The sequence below is a fragment of the Ralstonia mannitolilytica genome (genome assembly GCF_905397375.1).
Taxonomy (GTDB): Bacteria; Pseudomonadota; Gammaproteobacteria; order Burkholderiales; family Burkholderiaceae; genus Ralstonia; species Ralstonia mannitolilytica.
Map to the genome: position 1 here is coordinate 296777 of NZ_CAJPVG010000003.1, position 16737 is coordinate 313513.

The window sequence follows — 16737 nt, forward strand, 5'->3', positions numbered from 1 at the left end:
TTTCAGATCGTCGTCCGGTCGCGCGCGGTTTCATCCTCGCGTTGCGCCGTCCTGCCGTCCGGTTTCCATCGGACGCACCACCCAATACGACGCGGGCGGGTCATCCGCATGACAAATTCAAAAAAAAGGGGCGTTCGTTACGCGCCCCTGTTTGGCCATCGATTTCGGTGGGGTACCGCCTCACCGGCATGGCCTGGCGTGCGTCCCGCGCGATCACGCACGGGCGCGCGCCTTCTTGTGTTTTAGCCTTCCTGGACTTCGACGAAGTCGTCGCCGCCGCGAGCCGCTTCCACCACTTCCTGCACCGCGTTGGCACGGCCTTCCAGGATCGCGTCGGCCACGCCGCGCACGTACAGTGCAACAGCCTTGCTCGAGTCGTCGTTACCCGGGATGACGTAGTCGATGCCTTCCGGCGAGTGGTTCGTATCAACCACGCCAATCACCGGAATGCCCAGCTTGGCAGCTTCGGTCACGGCAATCTTGTGATAACCGACGTCCACCACGAAGATGGCGTCCGGAATGCCGCCCATGTCCTTGATGCCGCCGATGGACTTTTCCAGCTTGTCCATTTCGCGCTCGAACATCAGCGCTTCCTTCTTGCTCATGGTGTCCAGCGCGCCGGCTTCCTTGGCGGCTTCCATGTCCTTCAGGCGCTTGATGGAGGTCTTGACCGTCTTGAAGTTGGTCAGCATGCCGCCGAGCCAGCGGCTGTCGACGTACGGCATGCCTGCACGAGCGGCTTCCTCGGCCAGGATCTCACGCGACTGGCGCTTCGTGCCGACGAACAGGATGGTGCCCCGGTTGGCTGCCAGTTGGCGCACGTACTTCAGTGCGTCCAGGTACATCGGCAGCGTCTTTTCGAGGTTGATGATGTGAATCTTGTTGCGATGGCCGAAGATGAAGGGGGCCATCTTGGGGTTCCAGAAGCGGGTCTGGTGGCCAAAGTGGACACCGGCTTCCAGCATTTCGCGCATGGTCACGGACATGAAATTCTCCAGTCGGGTTAGGTCTGAAGCCGCCTCAGACATCTCTCGCATGCGGTACGAGAAACACCCGCGGTGAAGCGGCTCGCGATTTCAAGCGCCGCCAACCACATGGCCGGCAACTGCTTAGCCTGCGATTATAGCGACAAAAACCCAATCGACTCAAGACCTTCCGCGCACTTGCAGCGAACAGGCGGAAGCTCGCCCCGCCCCCCCCCCCGGAAAACCCCGTCCGGGCCGCTTTGGTGCGATAATCAGCCTTTTAGCAACGACGCATCGCCCGCGCGTTTGCGTGCAGAAAGAGTCACAGCATGGCCGTTACCCTCCACACCGCCGAAGACATCGCGCACATGCGCGTGGCCTGCCGGCTTGCCTCCGAAGTCCTGGACTACATCACGCCGTTCGTCAAGCCGGGTGTGACCACGGGCAAACTGGACGAGCTGTGCCATGCCTACATGCGTGACGTGCAAGGCACCGTGCCCGCCCCGTTGAACTATGCGCCGCCGGGCTACCCGCCCTTCCCCGCCTCGATCTGCACGTCGGTCAATGACGTCATCTGCCATGGCATTCCTGGCGACAAGGTGCTCAGGAACGGCGACATCGTCAACCTCGACATCACGGTCATCACCAAGGAAGGCTATTACGGCGACACCAGCCGCACCTTCATCGTCGGCGAAGGCTCGATCCTGGCGAAGCGCCTGACACAGGTGACCTTCGAGTGCATGTGGAAGGGGATCGCCGCCGTGCGCCCCGGCGCGCGCCTCGGCGACATCGGACACGTGATCCAGCAGCATGCGGAAGCCGCCGGCTACAGCGTCGTGCGCGAATACTGCGGGCACGGCATCGGCAAGGTGTTCCATGAAGATCCGCAGATCCTGCATTACGGCCGTCCGGGCACCGGCATGGAGCTCAAGGCCGGCATGATCTTCACGATCGAGCCGATGATCAACGCCGGCAAGCGCGATATCCGCACGATGCCCGACCAGTGGACCGTCAAGACGCGCGACCGCAGCCTGTCGGCCCAATGGGAACACACGGTGCTCGTGACGGACACCGGTTATGAAGTGCTGACGGTGTCGGCGCTGACGCCGCCGCCGCCCGAGTTCGTCCGCGAAAGCGCTCCGGCCGCGGCCTGATCTCACACGGCAGGCGCGCCGCAGGGGCCGCGCCCATCTTTTTTTCACAGCGACCGGCCAGTCACGCCGGTCGCTGTTTCATTCCCGCTCCATTCATGCACACTGCCGCCGTTCCTGCCGAAACGTCACCGCGCGACGCCCTGAAGGCCGAACGCGCGCACCTGTTCGCGCAGTTCGACCAGCACGCCAATGTGCAGCAGCTCGTCACCCGCCTTGCCAGGGCGGTAGACCGCACCCTCGTGCAGCTCTGGCAGCAGGCCGACATGCCGGCCAACTGCGCCCTGATCGCGGTGGGCGGCTATGGGCGGGGTGAGCTGTTTCCGCATTCCGACGTCGACATTCTGCTGCTGCTCCCGCATGCCGCCGACAAGGCGCTGGAAGCAAGCCTGGAGGCCTTCATCGGGCGCTGCTGGGACATGGGGCTCGACATCGGCTCTTCGGTGCGCACGGTCGACGAATGCATCAAGGAAGCCGAGCAAGACGTGACGGTGCGCACGTCGCTGCTGGAAGCGCGCTTGCTGACCGGCGACGAAGGCCTGTACCGCACGTTCGAGACGCACTACCAGGGTCACCTTGACGCGGCGGATTTCTTCCAGTCGAAGCTGCTGGAGATGCGCCAGCGGCACGCCAAGTATCAGGACACGCCGTATTCGCTCGAGCCGAACTGCAAGGAAAGCCCGGGCGGCCTGCGCGATCTGCAGGTGATCCTGTGGATGACGCGTGCCGCAGGTTTCGGCTCCAGCTGGAGCGAGCTGCTGAGCAACGGCCTGCTCACGCGCCGCGAAGCGCAGGAACTGGCCGCCAACGAGCGCCTGCTCAAGACCGTGCGGGCGCGGCTGCATCTGCTGGCCGGGCGCCGCCAGGACGTGCTCGTGTTCGACCTGCAGACGCAACTGGCGGAGTCCTTCGGCTACCGGCCGACCACCGCCAAGCGGGCCAGCGAACAGCTCATGCGCCGCTATTACTGGGTCGCCAAGGCCGTCACGCAACTCAACACCGTGGTGCTGCAGAACATCGAGGCACGGCTGTTTCCAAGCGAGCTCGATATCACGCGCACGATCAACGAGCGCTTTGTCGAGCGGCAAGGCATGCTCGAGATCGCCGACCCGGATCTGTACCAACGTGAGCCGACGGCCATTCTGGAAACGTTCCTGCTGTATGAGCAGGTGCGCGGCATCAAGGGCCTGGCCGCCAACACGCTGCGCGCGCTGTACAACGCCCGCACGCTGATGGACGCCAAGTGGCGCAAGGACCCGGCCAACCGCGCGCTGTTCCTGTCGATCCTGCAACAGCCGCAGGGCATCACGCATGCGCTGCGGCTGATGAACCAGACGAGCGTGCTTGGCCGCTACCTGGTGAACTTCCGCCGCATTGTCGGGCAGATGCAGCACGACCTGTTTCACGTCTACACGGTCGACCAGCACATCCTGATGGTGGTGCGCAACATCCGGCGCTTTGCCATTGTCGAGCATACGCACGAGTTCCCGTTCTGCAGCCAGTTGATGGCGAATTTCGACAAGCCGTGGGTGCTGACCATCGCTGCGTTGTTCCACGACATTGCAAAGGGCCGCGGCGGAGATCACTCCGTGCTGGGCATGTCCGACGCGCGGCGCTTCTGCAAGGAGCACGGCATCGCCAAGGAAGACGCCGACCTCATCGTCTGGCTGGTCGAACACCACCTGACGATGAGCCAGGTGGCGCAGAAGCAGGACCTCGGCGACCCGGAAGTCATCCGCCGCTTTGCCGACCTGGTTGGCACGGAGCGGCGCCTGACCGCGCTGTATCTGCTGACGGTGGCCGACATTCGCGGCACCAGCCCCAAGGTGTGGAACGCCTGGAAGGGCAAGCTGCTGGAAGACCTCTACCGCATGACGCTGCGCGTACTGGGCGGCGCCACCACCGACCCGCACGCCGTGCTCGAGGGCCGCAAGGAAGAAGCGCGCGCCCTGCTGCGGCTCGCGGCGCTGGACGACACCGCGCATGAGGCGCTGTGGAAGCAACTCGATGTGGGCGTATTCCTGCGCCATGACGCGCGCGACATCGCCTGGTTCACGCGGCACTTCTACAACCGCGTCGACACCACCATCCCGATCGTGCGGGCGCGCATTTCGCCGGCCGGCGTCGGGTTGCAGGTGGCGGTGTACTCGCCTGACCGGCCCGACCTCTTCGCACGCATCTGCGGGTACTTCGAGCGCAAAGGGCTGACGATTCTCGATGCGAAGATCCACACCACCCACCACGGCTACGCGCTCGACACGTTCCAGGTGGCCGACCCCGGCACGGGCCTGGTGGAGCCCGGCCACTACCGCGACATCATCACGCTCGTCGAGCACGAACTCGCGGAGCAGATCGCGCTCGAGGCTGCACTGCCGGAGCCGCCGCGCGGCCGCATCTCGCGCCAGTCGCGCAGCTTCCCGATCAAGCCGCGCGTGGACCTGCGCCCCGACGAGCGCGGCCAGTACTACCTGCTTTCCATCTCCGCCACCGACCGCACGGGCCTGCTGTATGCCATTGCGCGCGTGCTCGCACGGCATCGCGTGTCGGTGCAATCCGCTCGCATCAACACGCTTGGCGAACGTGTGGAAGACATCTTCCTCGTCGACGGCACCCGCCTGACGCAGGACAACAAACTGCAGCTCGAACTCGAAAGCGAGCTGCTCGATGCGCTCGCCATCTGAGCGCCAGGGTTTTGATTCATGACGACCGATTCCGACGATTTTCCGGGCGACGACAAGCGCCGCGCCGACCCCACCCAGCGCGCCACGCGCCCGGGCAAACGGGCGACCTTGGGTGTGCGCCGCGACGACGCAGGCAACCCCGTACGCAGCACGGGCAAGCCGCTGCGCGCGTCCGACCTGAACCGCGACCGCCTGCCGCTGCGCCCCTCGCAACGCCGCCCCAAGCCGGAAGACGGTACGGGCAAGCCGCGCCGCGACGACGTCCAGACGCGCGAAGCGCAGCCGCGCCGAATGCAGGCTGACCGCCCGCCGCGCCGCTTTGACGACGAACGCCCACCGCGCCGGTTCAGCGACGAGCAACACCCGCCACGCCGGTTCGAAGACCGCCCGCCTCGCCGATTCGACGATGCGCGCCCACCGCGCAAGTTCGGTGAAGACCAGCGCGCGCCGCGTCGATTCGACAACGAGCGCCCCCCGCGCCGGTATGATGACGAACGTCCGCCTCGCCGCTTCGACGACGAGCGCCCACGCCGCTACGGCGACGATCAACGCGGCCAGCGCCGCGAGGGCGATCAGCGTCCGCCGCGCCGGTTCAGCGATGAGCAACGTCCGCCGCGCCGGTTCGACGAAAACCGGCCGCCGCGCCGCTATGGCGACGACCAACGCCCGGCCCCGAGGCGCTTTGACGATGAGCGCCCGCCTCGCCGCTACGACGACGAACAGCGCCCACCCCGGCGCTACGGCGACGAGCGCGCCCCGCGCCGGTTCGACAACGATCGCCCGCCGCGCCGCTTCGAAGATCGCCCGGCACGTCCGCCGCGCCCCGAGCGCGAAGCGCGCGCGCCGCACCCTGTCGAGGCGCAGCCGCAGCGGCCGGCGCGCCAGGCGGAGGACAGCGGCCTGGTTCGCCTGTCCAAGCGCATGTCCGAACTGGGCCTGTGCTCACGGCGCGAGGCGGACGAGTGGATCCCGCGCGGCTGGGTGCTGGTGGACGGCCAGCCCGTCACCGAGCTGGGCTCGCGCGTGCGCCCGGATGCGATCATCGAGATCCACCAGGCAGCGCGGTCCGAACAGGGCGAGCGCGTGACGGTGCTGCTGCACAAGCCGGTCGGCTATGTATCGGGCCAGGCGGAAGACGGCTATCAGCCGGCCGCCGCGCTGTTTGTGCCGGAGAACCAGTGGGAGCAGGACCCGACGCGCAAGCGCTTCGCACCGTGGCAGCGCAAGGCGCTGGCGCCGGCCGGGCGCCTGGACATCGACTCGACGGGCCTGCTGGTGTTGACGCAGGACGGCCGCATCGCACGTCATCTGATCGGGGAGGATTCGACGGTCGAGAAGGAATACCTCGTGCGCGTGGTGTGGAACTCACCGCAAGGCCGGGTCGAGCGCGATATCTCCAAGGTGTTCCCCGAAGAGCTGCTGGAGAAGCTGCGCTTCGGGCTCTCGCTCGATGGCGAGCCACTGAAGCCTGCCAAGGTAAGCTGGCAGAACGAAGAGCAATTGCGTTTCGTGCTGCGCGAAGGCAAGAAGCGCCAGATCCGCCGCATGTGTGAACAGGTGGGGCTGGAGGTCGTGGGCCTCAAGCGCATCCGCATGGGGCGCATCGTGCTGGGCGACCTGCCCGTCGGCCAGTGGCGCTTCCTGGGGCCGTTCGAGAAGTTCTGAACATCGCGCCCATGAAAAACCGGTCAGCGCGCCTGCGTCGACCGGTTTTTTTACATCCGCGTCACAACCGTGGCGCGCGACAGGCCGCTCCGGTTGCATTGGTCGATGACGGCATGCCGAAGACCGCCTGCGCCCCGCAGCGCGAGCCGAACATCCTGGCCTGGTCGTGCCCCACGCCCACCACTTCATGCGCCTGATGGTTGACGCGCTTGCGGCCTGCGAGATGGCGCTCGTAGCGCCAGTAGTTGCGCGCCCGGTCCAGCCGCGTCGGCCCCTCGGCTTCAGCGCCGCACGCCTTGTCGAGCACGCGGTGGTTCGGGTCGTTGTCGTTCGTGCCGACCAGGTAGGTCACGCGGCGCTGGGCATATCGGTTGAACAGCATCCGCCCGCTTTTGCCGGCTGCGTACGGCACCATGTCGACCATGCCGTATTTGTAGTGATCGTAATCGGGGCACACGCTGGTGTCGTAACGTCCAAAGCCCTTTCCCCGCGGGCGCTCGGGCGTGAAATACAGATACGACGACGGGTTGGCCACCACGTAGCGCAGGTCGATGCCGCGCTTGCGAATGCCTTCGTCCACGTTGTTGAGCACAGCATAACGCTGCACGATCTGGCCGCCGCCCGAGTGCCCCGCCACGGTCACGCGCTTCACGTTGGGCGCCCGCGTCGGGTCGGTGATGTAGGCGATCAGGTCATCCAGCACCTGGAGCGAGCTTAGGCCGGTGTACGGCGCATTGGTGGCGTTGAAGCCGCCGATCCAGCCGTCGACAGACCACACCGGCATGCCGTCAAAGCCCTTGCCGGTGTCCGGCGTGCCCGGAAAATTCGGGGCGATCAGCAGGACTTCATCGGGATTGCGGCCGCTGTTCTTGAGCAGCTCGGCGCCGGCGACGTAGTAATCGTTGCCGTTGCGCTGCAGGCCGTGCTGCACGAAAACGACTTCACGGATGCCCTTCAGATCGCCATCGAGCGGATGGTTCGCATAGACGGGAAAGTCGTAGCCATCGGCGCCGCTGCCCAGATGCACGCGCTGCCAGGCCGGCCCTTGCGGCGGCTCGGCGGCGGGCGCGGCGGGCGTCGTCTCGGATGCTTGCGGACCGGCGCAGCCCGCCAGGCCCAACGCGGCCATCGCGGCCACGCACAGCACAAGGCTGCGCCACTGCTTGAACACGATGCGCTCCATATCGTCTCGGTGGTGGATGGACATGCCCACGCCGCCAACGCGGGTGAAGGCACCCCGCCGCCGCAATCTCAGTCGTCGTGGTTGGCGGGCAATTCAGGGAACAGCACTTCCGTAAAGCCGAAGCGGGTGAAATCCTTCACGCGCATGGGGTACAGCACGCCCTGGAGGTGGTCGCACTCGTGCTGTACGACGCGGGCGTGGAAGCCTTCGGCAATGCGGTCGATGGTGTGGCCGTGCTGGTCGAAACCGGTATAGCGCAGGCGCGTGTAGCGCGGCACAACGCCGCGCAGGCCGGGTACCGAGAGGCAGCCCTCCCAGCCGTCTTCCATCTCGTCGGAAAGCGGCTCGAGCTTCGGGTTGATGAGCACCGTCTTGGGCACCGCCGGCGCATCCGGATAACGCTCGTTGCGATCGAACCCGAAGATGACGACCTGCAGGTCCACGCCGATCTGCGGCGCGGCCAGCCCGGCACCGCGCGCCGCGTCCATGGTGTCGAACATGTCCTCGATCAGCGCAGTCAGCTCCGGCGTGTGAAAACGCTCGACCGGCTTGGCGACGCGCAGCAGACGGCTGTCGCCCATCTTCAGAATGTTTCGGATCACGCCTCGTCTCCCGGATTGTTCAACAGCGCGAGCATACCCGCTTCGTCCAGAACCTTCACGCCGAGCTCTTCGGCCTTGGCGAGCTTGCTGCCGGCCTCTTCACCGGCGACCACGTAGTCGGTTTTCTTCGACACCGAACCCGAGACCTTGGCCCCTGCGGCCTCGAGCATGGCCTTGGCTTCTTCGCGCGTCAGGTTGGGCAGCGTACCCGTCAGCACAACAGTCTTGCCGGAGAGCACGCCCTCCTCGGCGGCCTCGGCCGGCATGGCGGCAAGCAGCTCTTCGCGCAGCGCATCGAGCCTGGCCAACTGCGCGCGATGGTCGTGTGCGTCCAGCCATTCGAGCAGCGATGCGGACACGTCCGCCGGCAGACCGGCGAGTTGCCCCGCATCAGCGCTTGCGAGTTGCCCCAGTGTCGGCACGGCCGCGGCCAGTTGCCTGGCGCGGGTGGCCGTCAGCTTGGGCACGCCGAGCGTGGCGTACAGCGCTGCCGCTTCGAGCTTGTCGCGCAGCTTGGGGTTGGGCGCATGTTCACCCTGCGGCGATACGCCCGCCTCCAGCAGTGCATCCAGGGCCTGCTGGTTCTTCGACTCGGCAAAGAAATCGGCGATGGCCTCGGCCACGGTGCCGCCCACGTCGGGCAGCGCAAGCAGCAGCGGCGCCGGCGCGCGGCGGATCACGTCCAGGCTGCCGAGCCAGTCGGCGAGGGTCTTGGCGGTCGATTCGCCCACGTGGCGAATGCCGAGCGCAAACAGGAAGCGCGCCAGCGGCGGCGTCTTGCTGGCCTGGATGCCTTCGAGCAGGTTCCCAGCCCATTTGGTGGCGATCTTGCCGGCGGCGACGGTCTCGGGCGTGACACCATCGCGCTCGTCGGCGCGGCGCTTCATTTCGAGGAAATCGTCGAGCGTGAGCTTGTACAGGTCGGCAATGCCGTGTACGTAGTCGAGCTCGACGAGGTTGTCGATGTAGCGCTCGCCCAGGCCTTCGATGTCCATCATGCGGCGGCCGGCAAAATGGCGGATGGCCTCCTTGCGCTGCGCCGAGCAGAACAGGCCGCCCGAGCAGCGCGCCACCGCTTCGCCCGCTTCGCGCACCACGTGCGAGCCGCACACCGGACACGTCTTCGGCAGCTCGAACGGCGGATACTTGGCGCGCTGTTCCGCGTTGAACAGGTCCGTGCCCGGCACATCTTCCATCGGGCGGCGCTCGAGCACCACGCTCACCACTTCGGGGATGACGTCGCCGGCGCGGCGCACGATCACGGTGTCGCCCACGCGCACATCCTTGCGGCGGACTTCGTCTTCGTTGTGCAGCGTCGCGTTGGTCACCGTCACGCCGCCGACGAACACCGGCACAAGGCGCGCCACCGGCGTGATGGCGCCCGTGCGGCCGACCTGCACGCCGATCGACTCCACCGTGGTCAGCGCCTCCTGCGCCGGATACTTGTGCGCCACCGCCCAGCGCGGCTCGCGTGTGCGGAAGCCCAGTTCACGCTGCAGCGCGAGCGCGTTGACCTTGTAGACCACACCGTCGATGTCGAACGGCAGGCTGTCCCGCTTGGCGCCAATGGCGGCGTGAAACTCCACCAGCCCTTCGCCGCCCTTCACGGCCGCGCGCTCCTTGCTGACGGGAAAGCCGAAATCCTGCAGCGCGTCGAGCACGCCGGAATGCGTGTCGGGCATGTCCTTCCAGCCGGCCACTTCGCCCAGGCCATAGGCGAAGAACGACAGCGGGCGCTCCGCAGCCATCTTCGGGTCGAGCTGCCGCACGGCCCCTGCTGCGGTATTGCGCGGGTTGACGAAGGTCTTCTCGCCGCGCTCGCGCTGGCGGGCGTTGAGCTTTTCGAAGTCGTCGCGGCGCATGTAGACCTCGCCGCGCACTTCCAGCACCTCCGGCACCACGCCGCCAACGGCGGAAAGGCCGAGCGGAATCTGGCGGATCGTGCGGATGTTCTGCGTGACGTCTTCCCCCGTGGTGCCGTCGCCGCGCGTGGCGGCCTGCACCAGGTAGCCGCGCTCGTAGCGCAGGCTGATGGCGAGGCCGTCAAACTTCAGCTCGGCGGCGTATTCGACGGGCGGGTCGGATGCATCGAGGCCCAGTTCACGGCGCACGCTGGCATCGAACGCGCGGGCACCATTGGCCGTGGTATCCGTTTCGGTGCGGATCGACAGCATCGGCACCACGTGTCGCACCGGTGCGAACTCGGGCAGGATCGCCCCGCCGACGCGCAGCGTGGGCGAGTCCGGCGTCCTCAGTTCGGGATGTTCGGCTTCCAGCGCCTCCAGTTCGCGGTAGAGCCGGTCGTATTCGGCGTCCGGCACGCTGGGCTGATCGAGCACGTAGTACTCGTGGGCGTACCGGTTCAGCGTGGCGCGCAGCCAGGCCGCCCGCGCCTCGGGTGTCGCTCCGGACGCGGGTTCTGCGGTCTTGCTCATCGTGGGGTTCCGTCAGTGGCTGAACAGGCGCACCGCCGTGCTGGAGCCGGCCGGAATGCCGCGCGATTCGAGCTTGTCGTACAGCACGCGCAAGTGCTTCTGAATGGCGACGAACGACTGCTCCGTCAGCGGGCGCAGGTTGTCATCCACGACCTGCGCACCCATGCGCTGCGACAGGGTGTAAGCGTATTCGCAGACGAGCTTGAAGGGCTTGGACGCCTCCTCGGCCAGCGGCACGTCCAGCAGCAACGTGATCTGGCGGCCTGCCTTGACGGTCAGGTCGTCGCGCAGGAAATTGGTGTCGCCGAATTGCAGCGTGAACAGCGCGCGCTGCACGCCGTTGGCGCCTGCGTGGAAGCGGGTGAAGCGCGTGCCGTCGCGCGACAGCACGAGACCGTCCTGCGTGGCCACCGTCTGCACGTAGGCGGCCGACCACGGTGCGCCGTCGGAGATCACGCTCACGCCAAGCTGGACGTCGCATTCGGCTGCGAACGCATCGAGCTCGCGCGCGTTGGCGATCGTCTCGTTCATGTCCGGCAGCTCCGGCACGGCATCGGCTGCCTCAGCCAGCGGGTCGATCGCGTTGATGAACTCGGAGAACTCCAGCGCATTCAGCGGGCCCGTGCGATTGGCCAGCTGCACGGCCACCTGCACGTCGAGGTAGCGCTGCCCGGCGCGGATGGCTTCCCATGCGTTGGCGGCGGGGTTCAGGCCTTCCACGTGGATCTGCTTCGTGCCGGCGCGGCGCAGCTTGGCCAGTGCAGGCAGCAGCCGGTCGCCCGACACCTCGCGCTCCGGGTGCAGCGGCACGATGCAATCGATGAGCGGGTCGATCACACCGCTGGCCGGCTCCAGCGAACCCGGTGCGAGTTCCGCCGGCTCGCTGCTGTCGCCGGCCGGCACGGTTTCGAGCGCAGCCTGCTCCTCCGACGGCGCGAGTTCGGCGCCGATCACGCCGGCTTCGGTCTCGGCGCTGCCGGTCGCATGCGCGTGCGGCTGCGGCGCAAAGCCCGGCTCGAGGCGGGGCTCGACACGGCCGATGTCGTCACGGTCGGCGGCGAGGCCGGGCTCCTGGCGTTCCGTCCAGCCGTCGGTACGCGGCGGTTCGTCAACGGGCGGCTGGTACGCCTCCGGACGACGCGCCTTGCGGATCTGCCACTGGTTGTAGGCCACGATCACCAGCACGAACACAATGCCAGCGCCCAGCAGTGCCATCACGAGGTTGTTGTCTTGCATTTAAGCGGCCTCCGCCATCGTCAGTGCGGCGTCCATATCCACCGCCACGATCCGGGACACGCCCTGCTCCTGCATGGTCACACCGATGAGCTGTTGCGCCATTTCCATCGCAATCTTGTTGTGGGAAATAAAAACGAATTGGGTCTTGTCCGACATGCGCTTGACCATGTTGGCGTAGCGCTCGGTGTTGGCGTCGTCCAGCGGCGCATCCACCTCATCAAGCAGACAGAACGGCGCCGGGTTCAGCTGGAACATGGCAAACACCAGCGCAATGGCGGTCAGCGCCTTCTCGCCGCCCGAGAGCAGGTGAATGGTCGAATTCTTCTTGCCCGGGGGCTGCGCCATCACCTGGACGCCCGCGTCGAGAATCTCCTCGCCTGTCATGATCAGCTTGGCCTGGCCGCCGCCGAACAGCGTCGGGAACAGCTCGCCAAAGTGATGGTTGACCTGGTCGAACGTGCCTTGCAGCAGCACGCGGGTTTCCTGGTCGATCTTGCGGATGGCGTCTTCCAGCGTATTGATGGCGTCGGTCAGATCTGCCGACTGCGCATCGAGGAAGCCCTTGCGCTCGCGCGCCGCCGCGAGTTCTTCCAGCGCAGCCATGTTGACCGGCCCCAGCGCGTTGATCGCGTTGTTGATGCGCGTGACCTCGCCTTGCAGGTAGGACGGCTTGAGGTCACCCGTGAGGCGTTCGGCCAGCGCCGCTTCGTCCACATTGGCAGCGGCGAGCTGCTCCGAGAACTGCTCCTGGTTCAGGCGTGCGGCCTGTTCCTTCAATTGCAGCTCGGTGATGCGGTCGCGCAGCGGCTGCTGGGCACGCTCGGCGGTCAGGCGCTGCTCATCGAAGGCGCGCAGTTGCGCCGACAGCGCATCGAGCTCCGTACGCGCGATCGTGAGCTTTTCTTCCTTCTCGGCGCGGCGCTCCAGCGCTTCCTGCAGGCCGGTGTGGGCGGTCTGCTCGTTGATCGTTTCGAGTTCGGCGCGTGCATTTTCCAGCGTGAGAACGATCTGCTGCGCCTGGTCGTTCGCCACCTGGATGTTGCGCTTCAACTCTGCGATGCGGTTCTGCAGGTTGCGCTCGGCAAAGTGCGCCTCCTGGGCGCCGCGCTCCAGCTCACGCAGCGCATTGCGGGCGTCGCCCAGGCGCGCTTCCAGCGCTTCGAATGCCTGCTGGCTGTCTTCGAAACGGGCCTGCATGTCGGCCAGCGCCGCGTCGTGCTGCTCGAAGGTCGCCTCGGATTCGGCACGGATGGCGCGCTGCTCTTCGATCTGCGCACGGATCTCTTCGAGCTCGCTGTCGATCTGGCCGCTGCGGGCGTTGTAGCGCTCCATGGCTTGCGAGAGCTTGAGCACGTCCATCTGGAGCACGTGCACGCGGCGCGTGGCCTGCTCGGCGCGGGCGCGCACCTGGGTGAGCGTCTGGCTGGCCTGGGTGTAGGCGGCTTCGGCGCGCACCGCCGCGCTCTTGGCTTCGTCGGCCAGCAGCATCTGCGCACGCACCTGCTTCTGCAGGTTTTCGATTTCCTGCGCGCGGGCCAGCATGCCGGCCTGCTCGGAATCGGGCGCGTACAGCTGCACCGACGATCGACCGATCAGATGCCCGGCCTTGACGACAAACGTGCCACCCTCGGGCAGCGTTTGCCGCGCGTTCAACGCAGCCTGCATGTCGTCGGCGATGTAGACGTCGGCCAGCCAGTCTTGCAGCACGGCGCGGATGCCCGGTTCGGTCACCTGCACGAGCGACATCAGCGGACGCAGCCCGGCGGGCGCCTCGGCCGGCACGGCAGCAGCCGGCGGCGTATAGAAGGCGAGCTTGGCGGGCGGGGCGTCGGCGGCAAACGCCTTGATCCAGTCGAGGTTCGACACCTCCAGTGCGCCGAGCTTCTCACGCAGCACGGCCTCGAGCGCAGGCTCCCAGCCCTGTTCGATCTGCAGCTTCTTCCAGAAGCGCGGCAACTCGCTCAGCTCGTGCCTGGCCAGCCACGGCTGGACCTTGCCGTCGGTCTGCACGTTTTCCTGCAACTGCCGGAGCGCGGCAAGGCGGGCTTCGAGATTGGCAATGGCAGCGGCTTCCGATTGCACGCGGTCTTGCGCGGCGCGGCGAGCCTCGTCGAGTTGCGGCAGTTCCGTCTCGGCGTCTTCGAGCGCGGCCTGCGCTTCGGCGAGGATCTCTTCCTGCTCCGCAAGTTCGGCACGTAGCGCTTCGAGCTGCGTGTCGTCGGGCTTATCAAGGCCGCTGGCTTCTTGGGTGAGGCGTTCGCGGCGCTGTTCGAGCTGCTGCAGGGCCTGGTCGGCATTGCGCTGATGCGCGGCCTCCAGCTTGAGCGCCTGTTCGGACTGCAGGATCGCCGCACGCTGGTCGTTCAGGGCGGCCTGCGCGTCGCGCCACTGCGCTTCGAGGGCCGGCAGCTCGTCGGACTTGCGGGCGACCTCCTCGGCGGCCTGGGCGGCGCGCTCTTCGGCCATCGCCAGTTCTTCTTCGGCGGCCGCGAGATCGGCCTGCGCCTGCTCGCCCTGCGTGTGCCATTGCTCCTGCTGCGCGGTGAGCGTGGCGATCTGCTGCTGGATACGGTTGCGCGATTCCACCACGTAGCGGATCTCGGCCTCCAGGCGGCTGACCTCGGCGTTGGCCTCGTACAGCGCGCCCTGTGCCGCGTGCATGGCGTCGGACGACGCATAGTGTGCGGCGCGCATCGTTTCGAGTTCGGCCTCGATGTGGCGCAGCTGCGCGGTCTGCGCATCCAGATCGATCTGCGCCTGCTGGATCGCACGCTGGTGGCGTTCCTGCTCGCCTTGCGCTTCACGCTTGCGCAGCAGCCACAGCAGGTGCTGCTTCTCTTCGCCTTCCGCCTGGAGTGCCTGGAAGCGCTGCGCCACCTCGGCCTGGCCTTCGAGCTTTTCGAGGTTGGTGCCGAGCTCGCGCAGGATGTCTTCCACACGGGTGAGGTTCTCGCGCGTGTCCGACAGGCGGTTTTCGGTTTCGCGGCGGCGCTCCTTGTACTTGGACACGCCCGCGGCTTCTTCCAGGAAGATGCGCATGTCGTCGGGCTTGGCCTCGATGATGCGCGAGATCATCCCCTGCCCGATGATGGCGTAGGCGCGCGGGCCCAGGCCCGTGCCAAGGAAGATGTCCTGGATGTCGCGGCGGCGCACCGGCTGGTTGTTGATGAAGTACGAAGAGGTGCCGTCGCGGCTCAGCACACGCTTGACGGCGATCTCGGCGTACTGGCTCCACTGGCCGGCGGCGCGGCCTTCCGCGTTGTCGAACACGAGTTCGACGCTGGCCCGGCCGGCCGGCTTGCGCTGCGTGGAGCCATTGAAGATGACGTCCTGCATCGACTCGCCGCGCAGTTCCGCGGCGCGTGATTCACCGAGCACCCAGCGCACGGCGTCGATGATGTTGGATTTACCGCAACCGTTCGGGCCGACGATGCCGACAAGCTGGCCCGGAACATGGAAATTGGTCGGATCGACGAAAGACTTGAAGCCTGCGAGCTTGATCGAAGAGAGGCGCACGTTGAGTCGTCTCGAAGGGATCAGTAAGGGTGATAAAGCGGGCGCCCGAGACACGCGCCGCCGTCATCACATAAGCGCCGTACGAGGCGGGATGACACGGCACGCGCCAGGGGCGCGGATGGCGCCATCATACCATTCGCTCCCCTCCGTCCAGCCAACCGAATCGCTACAAAAATGGACGAAATTTGCTGCATCCGGCGGCGAATTGCTGCTCATTTGTCAGCAGTTTCATCCTTTCGACAAATCGTGTCAGTCGGGCCGGCGCGTGCGCGGCGCTTCCGGGCCGGCAAGCCAGTCCAGCAGCGCTTTGTGCAGCGCATCAGGATCCTGGATCTGCGGCGCATGGCCTGCATCGGGCAACTCCACCAGCGTGGCGCGCGGAATCGCCTTTGCCGTCGCCCGGCCGAGTTCGGGATAACGGCCGAGCTGCGCGCGTGACTCGGCCGGGGCGAGATCCTTGCCGATCGCCGTGGTGTCTTTCTGGCCGATCAGCAGCAGGGTCGGCGCGCGCACCTGGCCGAATTCGTAGACCACGGGCTGCGTGTAGATCATGTCGTACAGCAGCGCGGAGTTCCAGGCCACCAGTTCCCGCCCCGGGCCGCGGTACATGCCGGCCAGCATCTGCACCCAGCGCTCGTAGTCGGGCCGCCACTGCCCGGCGTAGTACGTCGACTGCTCATAGGCGCGGATGCGCTCGGCGGTGGTCTGCTTCTCGCGCGAGAACCACTGGTCGACCGTCAGCGACGGCACGCCCTTGGCCTTCCAGTCCTCCAGGCCGATCGGGTTGATCATCACGAGCCGCGACACCTCGGTCGGATACATCAGCGCATAGCGGGTTGCCAGCATGCCGCCCGTCGAATGGCCGACCACGATGGCCTGCCCGACGCCGAGCGAAGCCAGCAGCGCGTGCGTGTTGTCTGCCAACTGCTGGAACGAGTACTGATACGCACGCGGCTTGCTCGATTTGCAGAAGCCGATCTGGTCGGGCGCGATGACGCGGTAGCCGGCGCCCGCCAGCGCGGCGATCGTGCCTTCCCACGTGGCCGCGCAGAAGTTCTTGCCGTGCAGCAGCACCGCGACCTGGCCGTTGGGCTGCTTCGGGGCGACATCGAGGTAGGCCATTTCCAGTGCGTTGCCCTGCGACTCGAACTTGAACAGCCTGACCGGTGCGGGATAGTCGAAACCCTCCAGGCGCGGGCCGTACGCGGGGCCGCCTTCAGCGGGCGCGGCCTGCGCGGCGGCGGCCGCCATCGACAGGGCGACTGCCACTGTCATGACCATCGAACGAAGCAACATCGGCAGC

Annotated in this window: 10 protein-coding genes; 3 read left to right on the forward strand and 7 right to left on the reverse strand. The window is 66.7% G+C overall.

The annotated features are described in order from the left end of the window. Positions 1-242: 242 nt before the first annotated feature. On the reverse strand, positions 243-986 hold the full coding sequence (gene rpsB / locus KHN96_RS09485) for a 30S ribosomal protein S2 (RefSeq protein WP_045786749.1): 744 nt from the start codon (positions 984-986) through the stop codon (positions 243-245). Between the two features lie 308 nt (positions 987-1294). Between rpsB and map the strand changes: the two genes are divergently transcribed. From map to KHN96_RS09500, 3 genes are all read left to right on the forward strand, one after another. Beyond that, on the forward strand, positions 1295-2119 hold the full coding sequence (gene map / locus KHN96_RS09490; RefSeq protein ID WP_045786748.1) for a type I methionyl aminopeptidase: 825 nt from the start codon (positions 1295-1297) through the stop codon (positions 2117-2119). A gap of 95 nt (positions 2120-2214) precedes the next feature. Next, entirely contained in the window at positions 2215-4797 is a 2583-nt protein-coding gene (locus KHN96_RS09495; protein ID WP_045786747.1) for a [protein-PII] uridylyltransferase, read from the forward strand. Positions 4798-4815: 18 nt separating this feature from the next. Then, a complete protein-coding gene (locus KHN96_RS09500; protein WP_062739150.1) occupies positions 4816-6462 on the forward strand; it encodes a pseudouridine synthase in 1647 nt (548 codons plus the stop codon). 61 nt (positions 6463-6523) lie between these two features. Here the strand turns inward: KHN96_RS09500 and KHN96_RS09505 are convergent, their stop codons facing one another. The 6 genes from KHN96_RS09505 to KHN96_RS09530 all read right to left on the reverse strand — a co-directional run bounded on the left by KHN96_RS09505 (position 6524) and on the right by KHN96_RS09530 (position 16730). Further along, a complete protein-coding gene (locus KHN96_RS09505) occupies positions 6524-7645 on the reverse strand; it encodes an alpha/beta fold hydrolase (protein ID WP_062739149.1) in 1122 nt (373 codons plus the stop codon). A gap of 68 nt (positions 7646-7713) precedes the next feature. After that, positions 7714-8247, reverse strand: a complete 534-nt coding sequence (def, locus tag KHN96_RS09510; RefSeq protein WP_045786744.1) for a peptide deformylase — start codon at positions 8245-8247, stop codon at positions 7714-7716. Then, positions 8244-10682 carry an NAD-dependent DNA ligase LigA gene (gene ligA, locus KHN96_RS09515; RefSeq protein WP_062739148.1) on the reverse strand — a complete coding sequence of 813 codons (2439 nt, stop codon included), beginning with the start codon at positions 10680-10682 and terminating at the stop codon, positions 8244-8246. The genes def and ligA overlap by 4 nt, the downstream gene beginning before the upstream one ends. 12 nt (positions 10683-10694) lie before the next feature. Further along, positions 10695-11918 carry a cell division protein ZipA C-terminal FtsZ-binding domain-containing protein gene (locus tag KHN96_RS09520; RefSeq protein ID WP_045786742.1) on the reverse strand — a complete coding sequence of 408 codons (1224 nt, stop codon included), beginning with the start codon at positions 11916-11918 and terminating at the stop codon, positions 10695-10697. After that, on the reverse strand, positions 11919-15434 hold the full coding sequence (gene smc / locus KHN96_RS09525) for a chromosome segregation protein SMC (RefSeq protein ID WP_115043937.1): 3516 nt from the start codon (positions 15432-15434) through the stop codon (positions 11919-11921). Positions 15435-15683: 249 nt separating this feature from the next. Next, the gene (locus KHN96_RS09530) at positions 15684-16730 is read right to left on the reverse strand and encodes an alpha/beta fold hydrolase (protein WP_062739146.1); all 1047 of its coding nucleotides are present in this window, start codon (positions 16728-16730) and stop codon (positions 15684-15686) included. Positions 16731-16737: the final 7 nt, after the last annotated feature.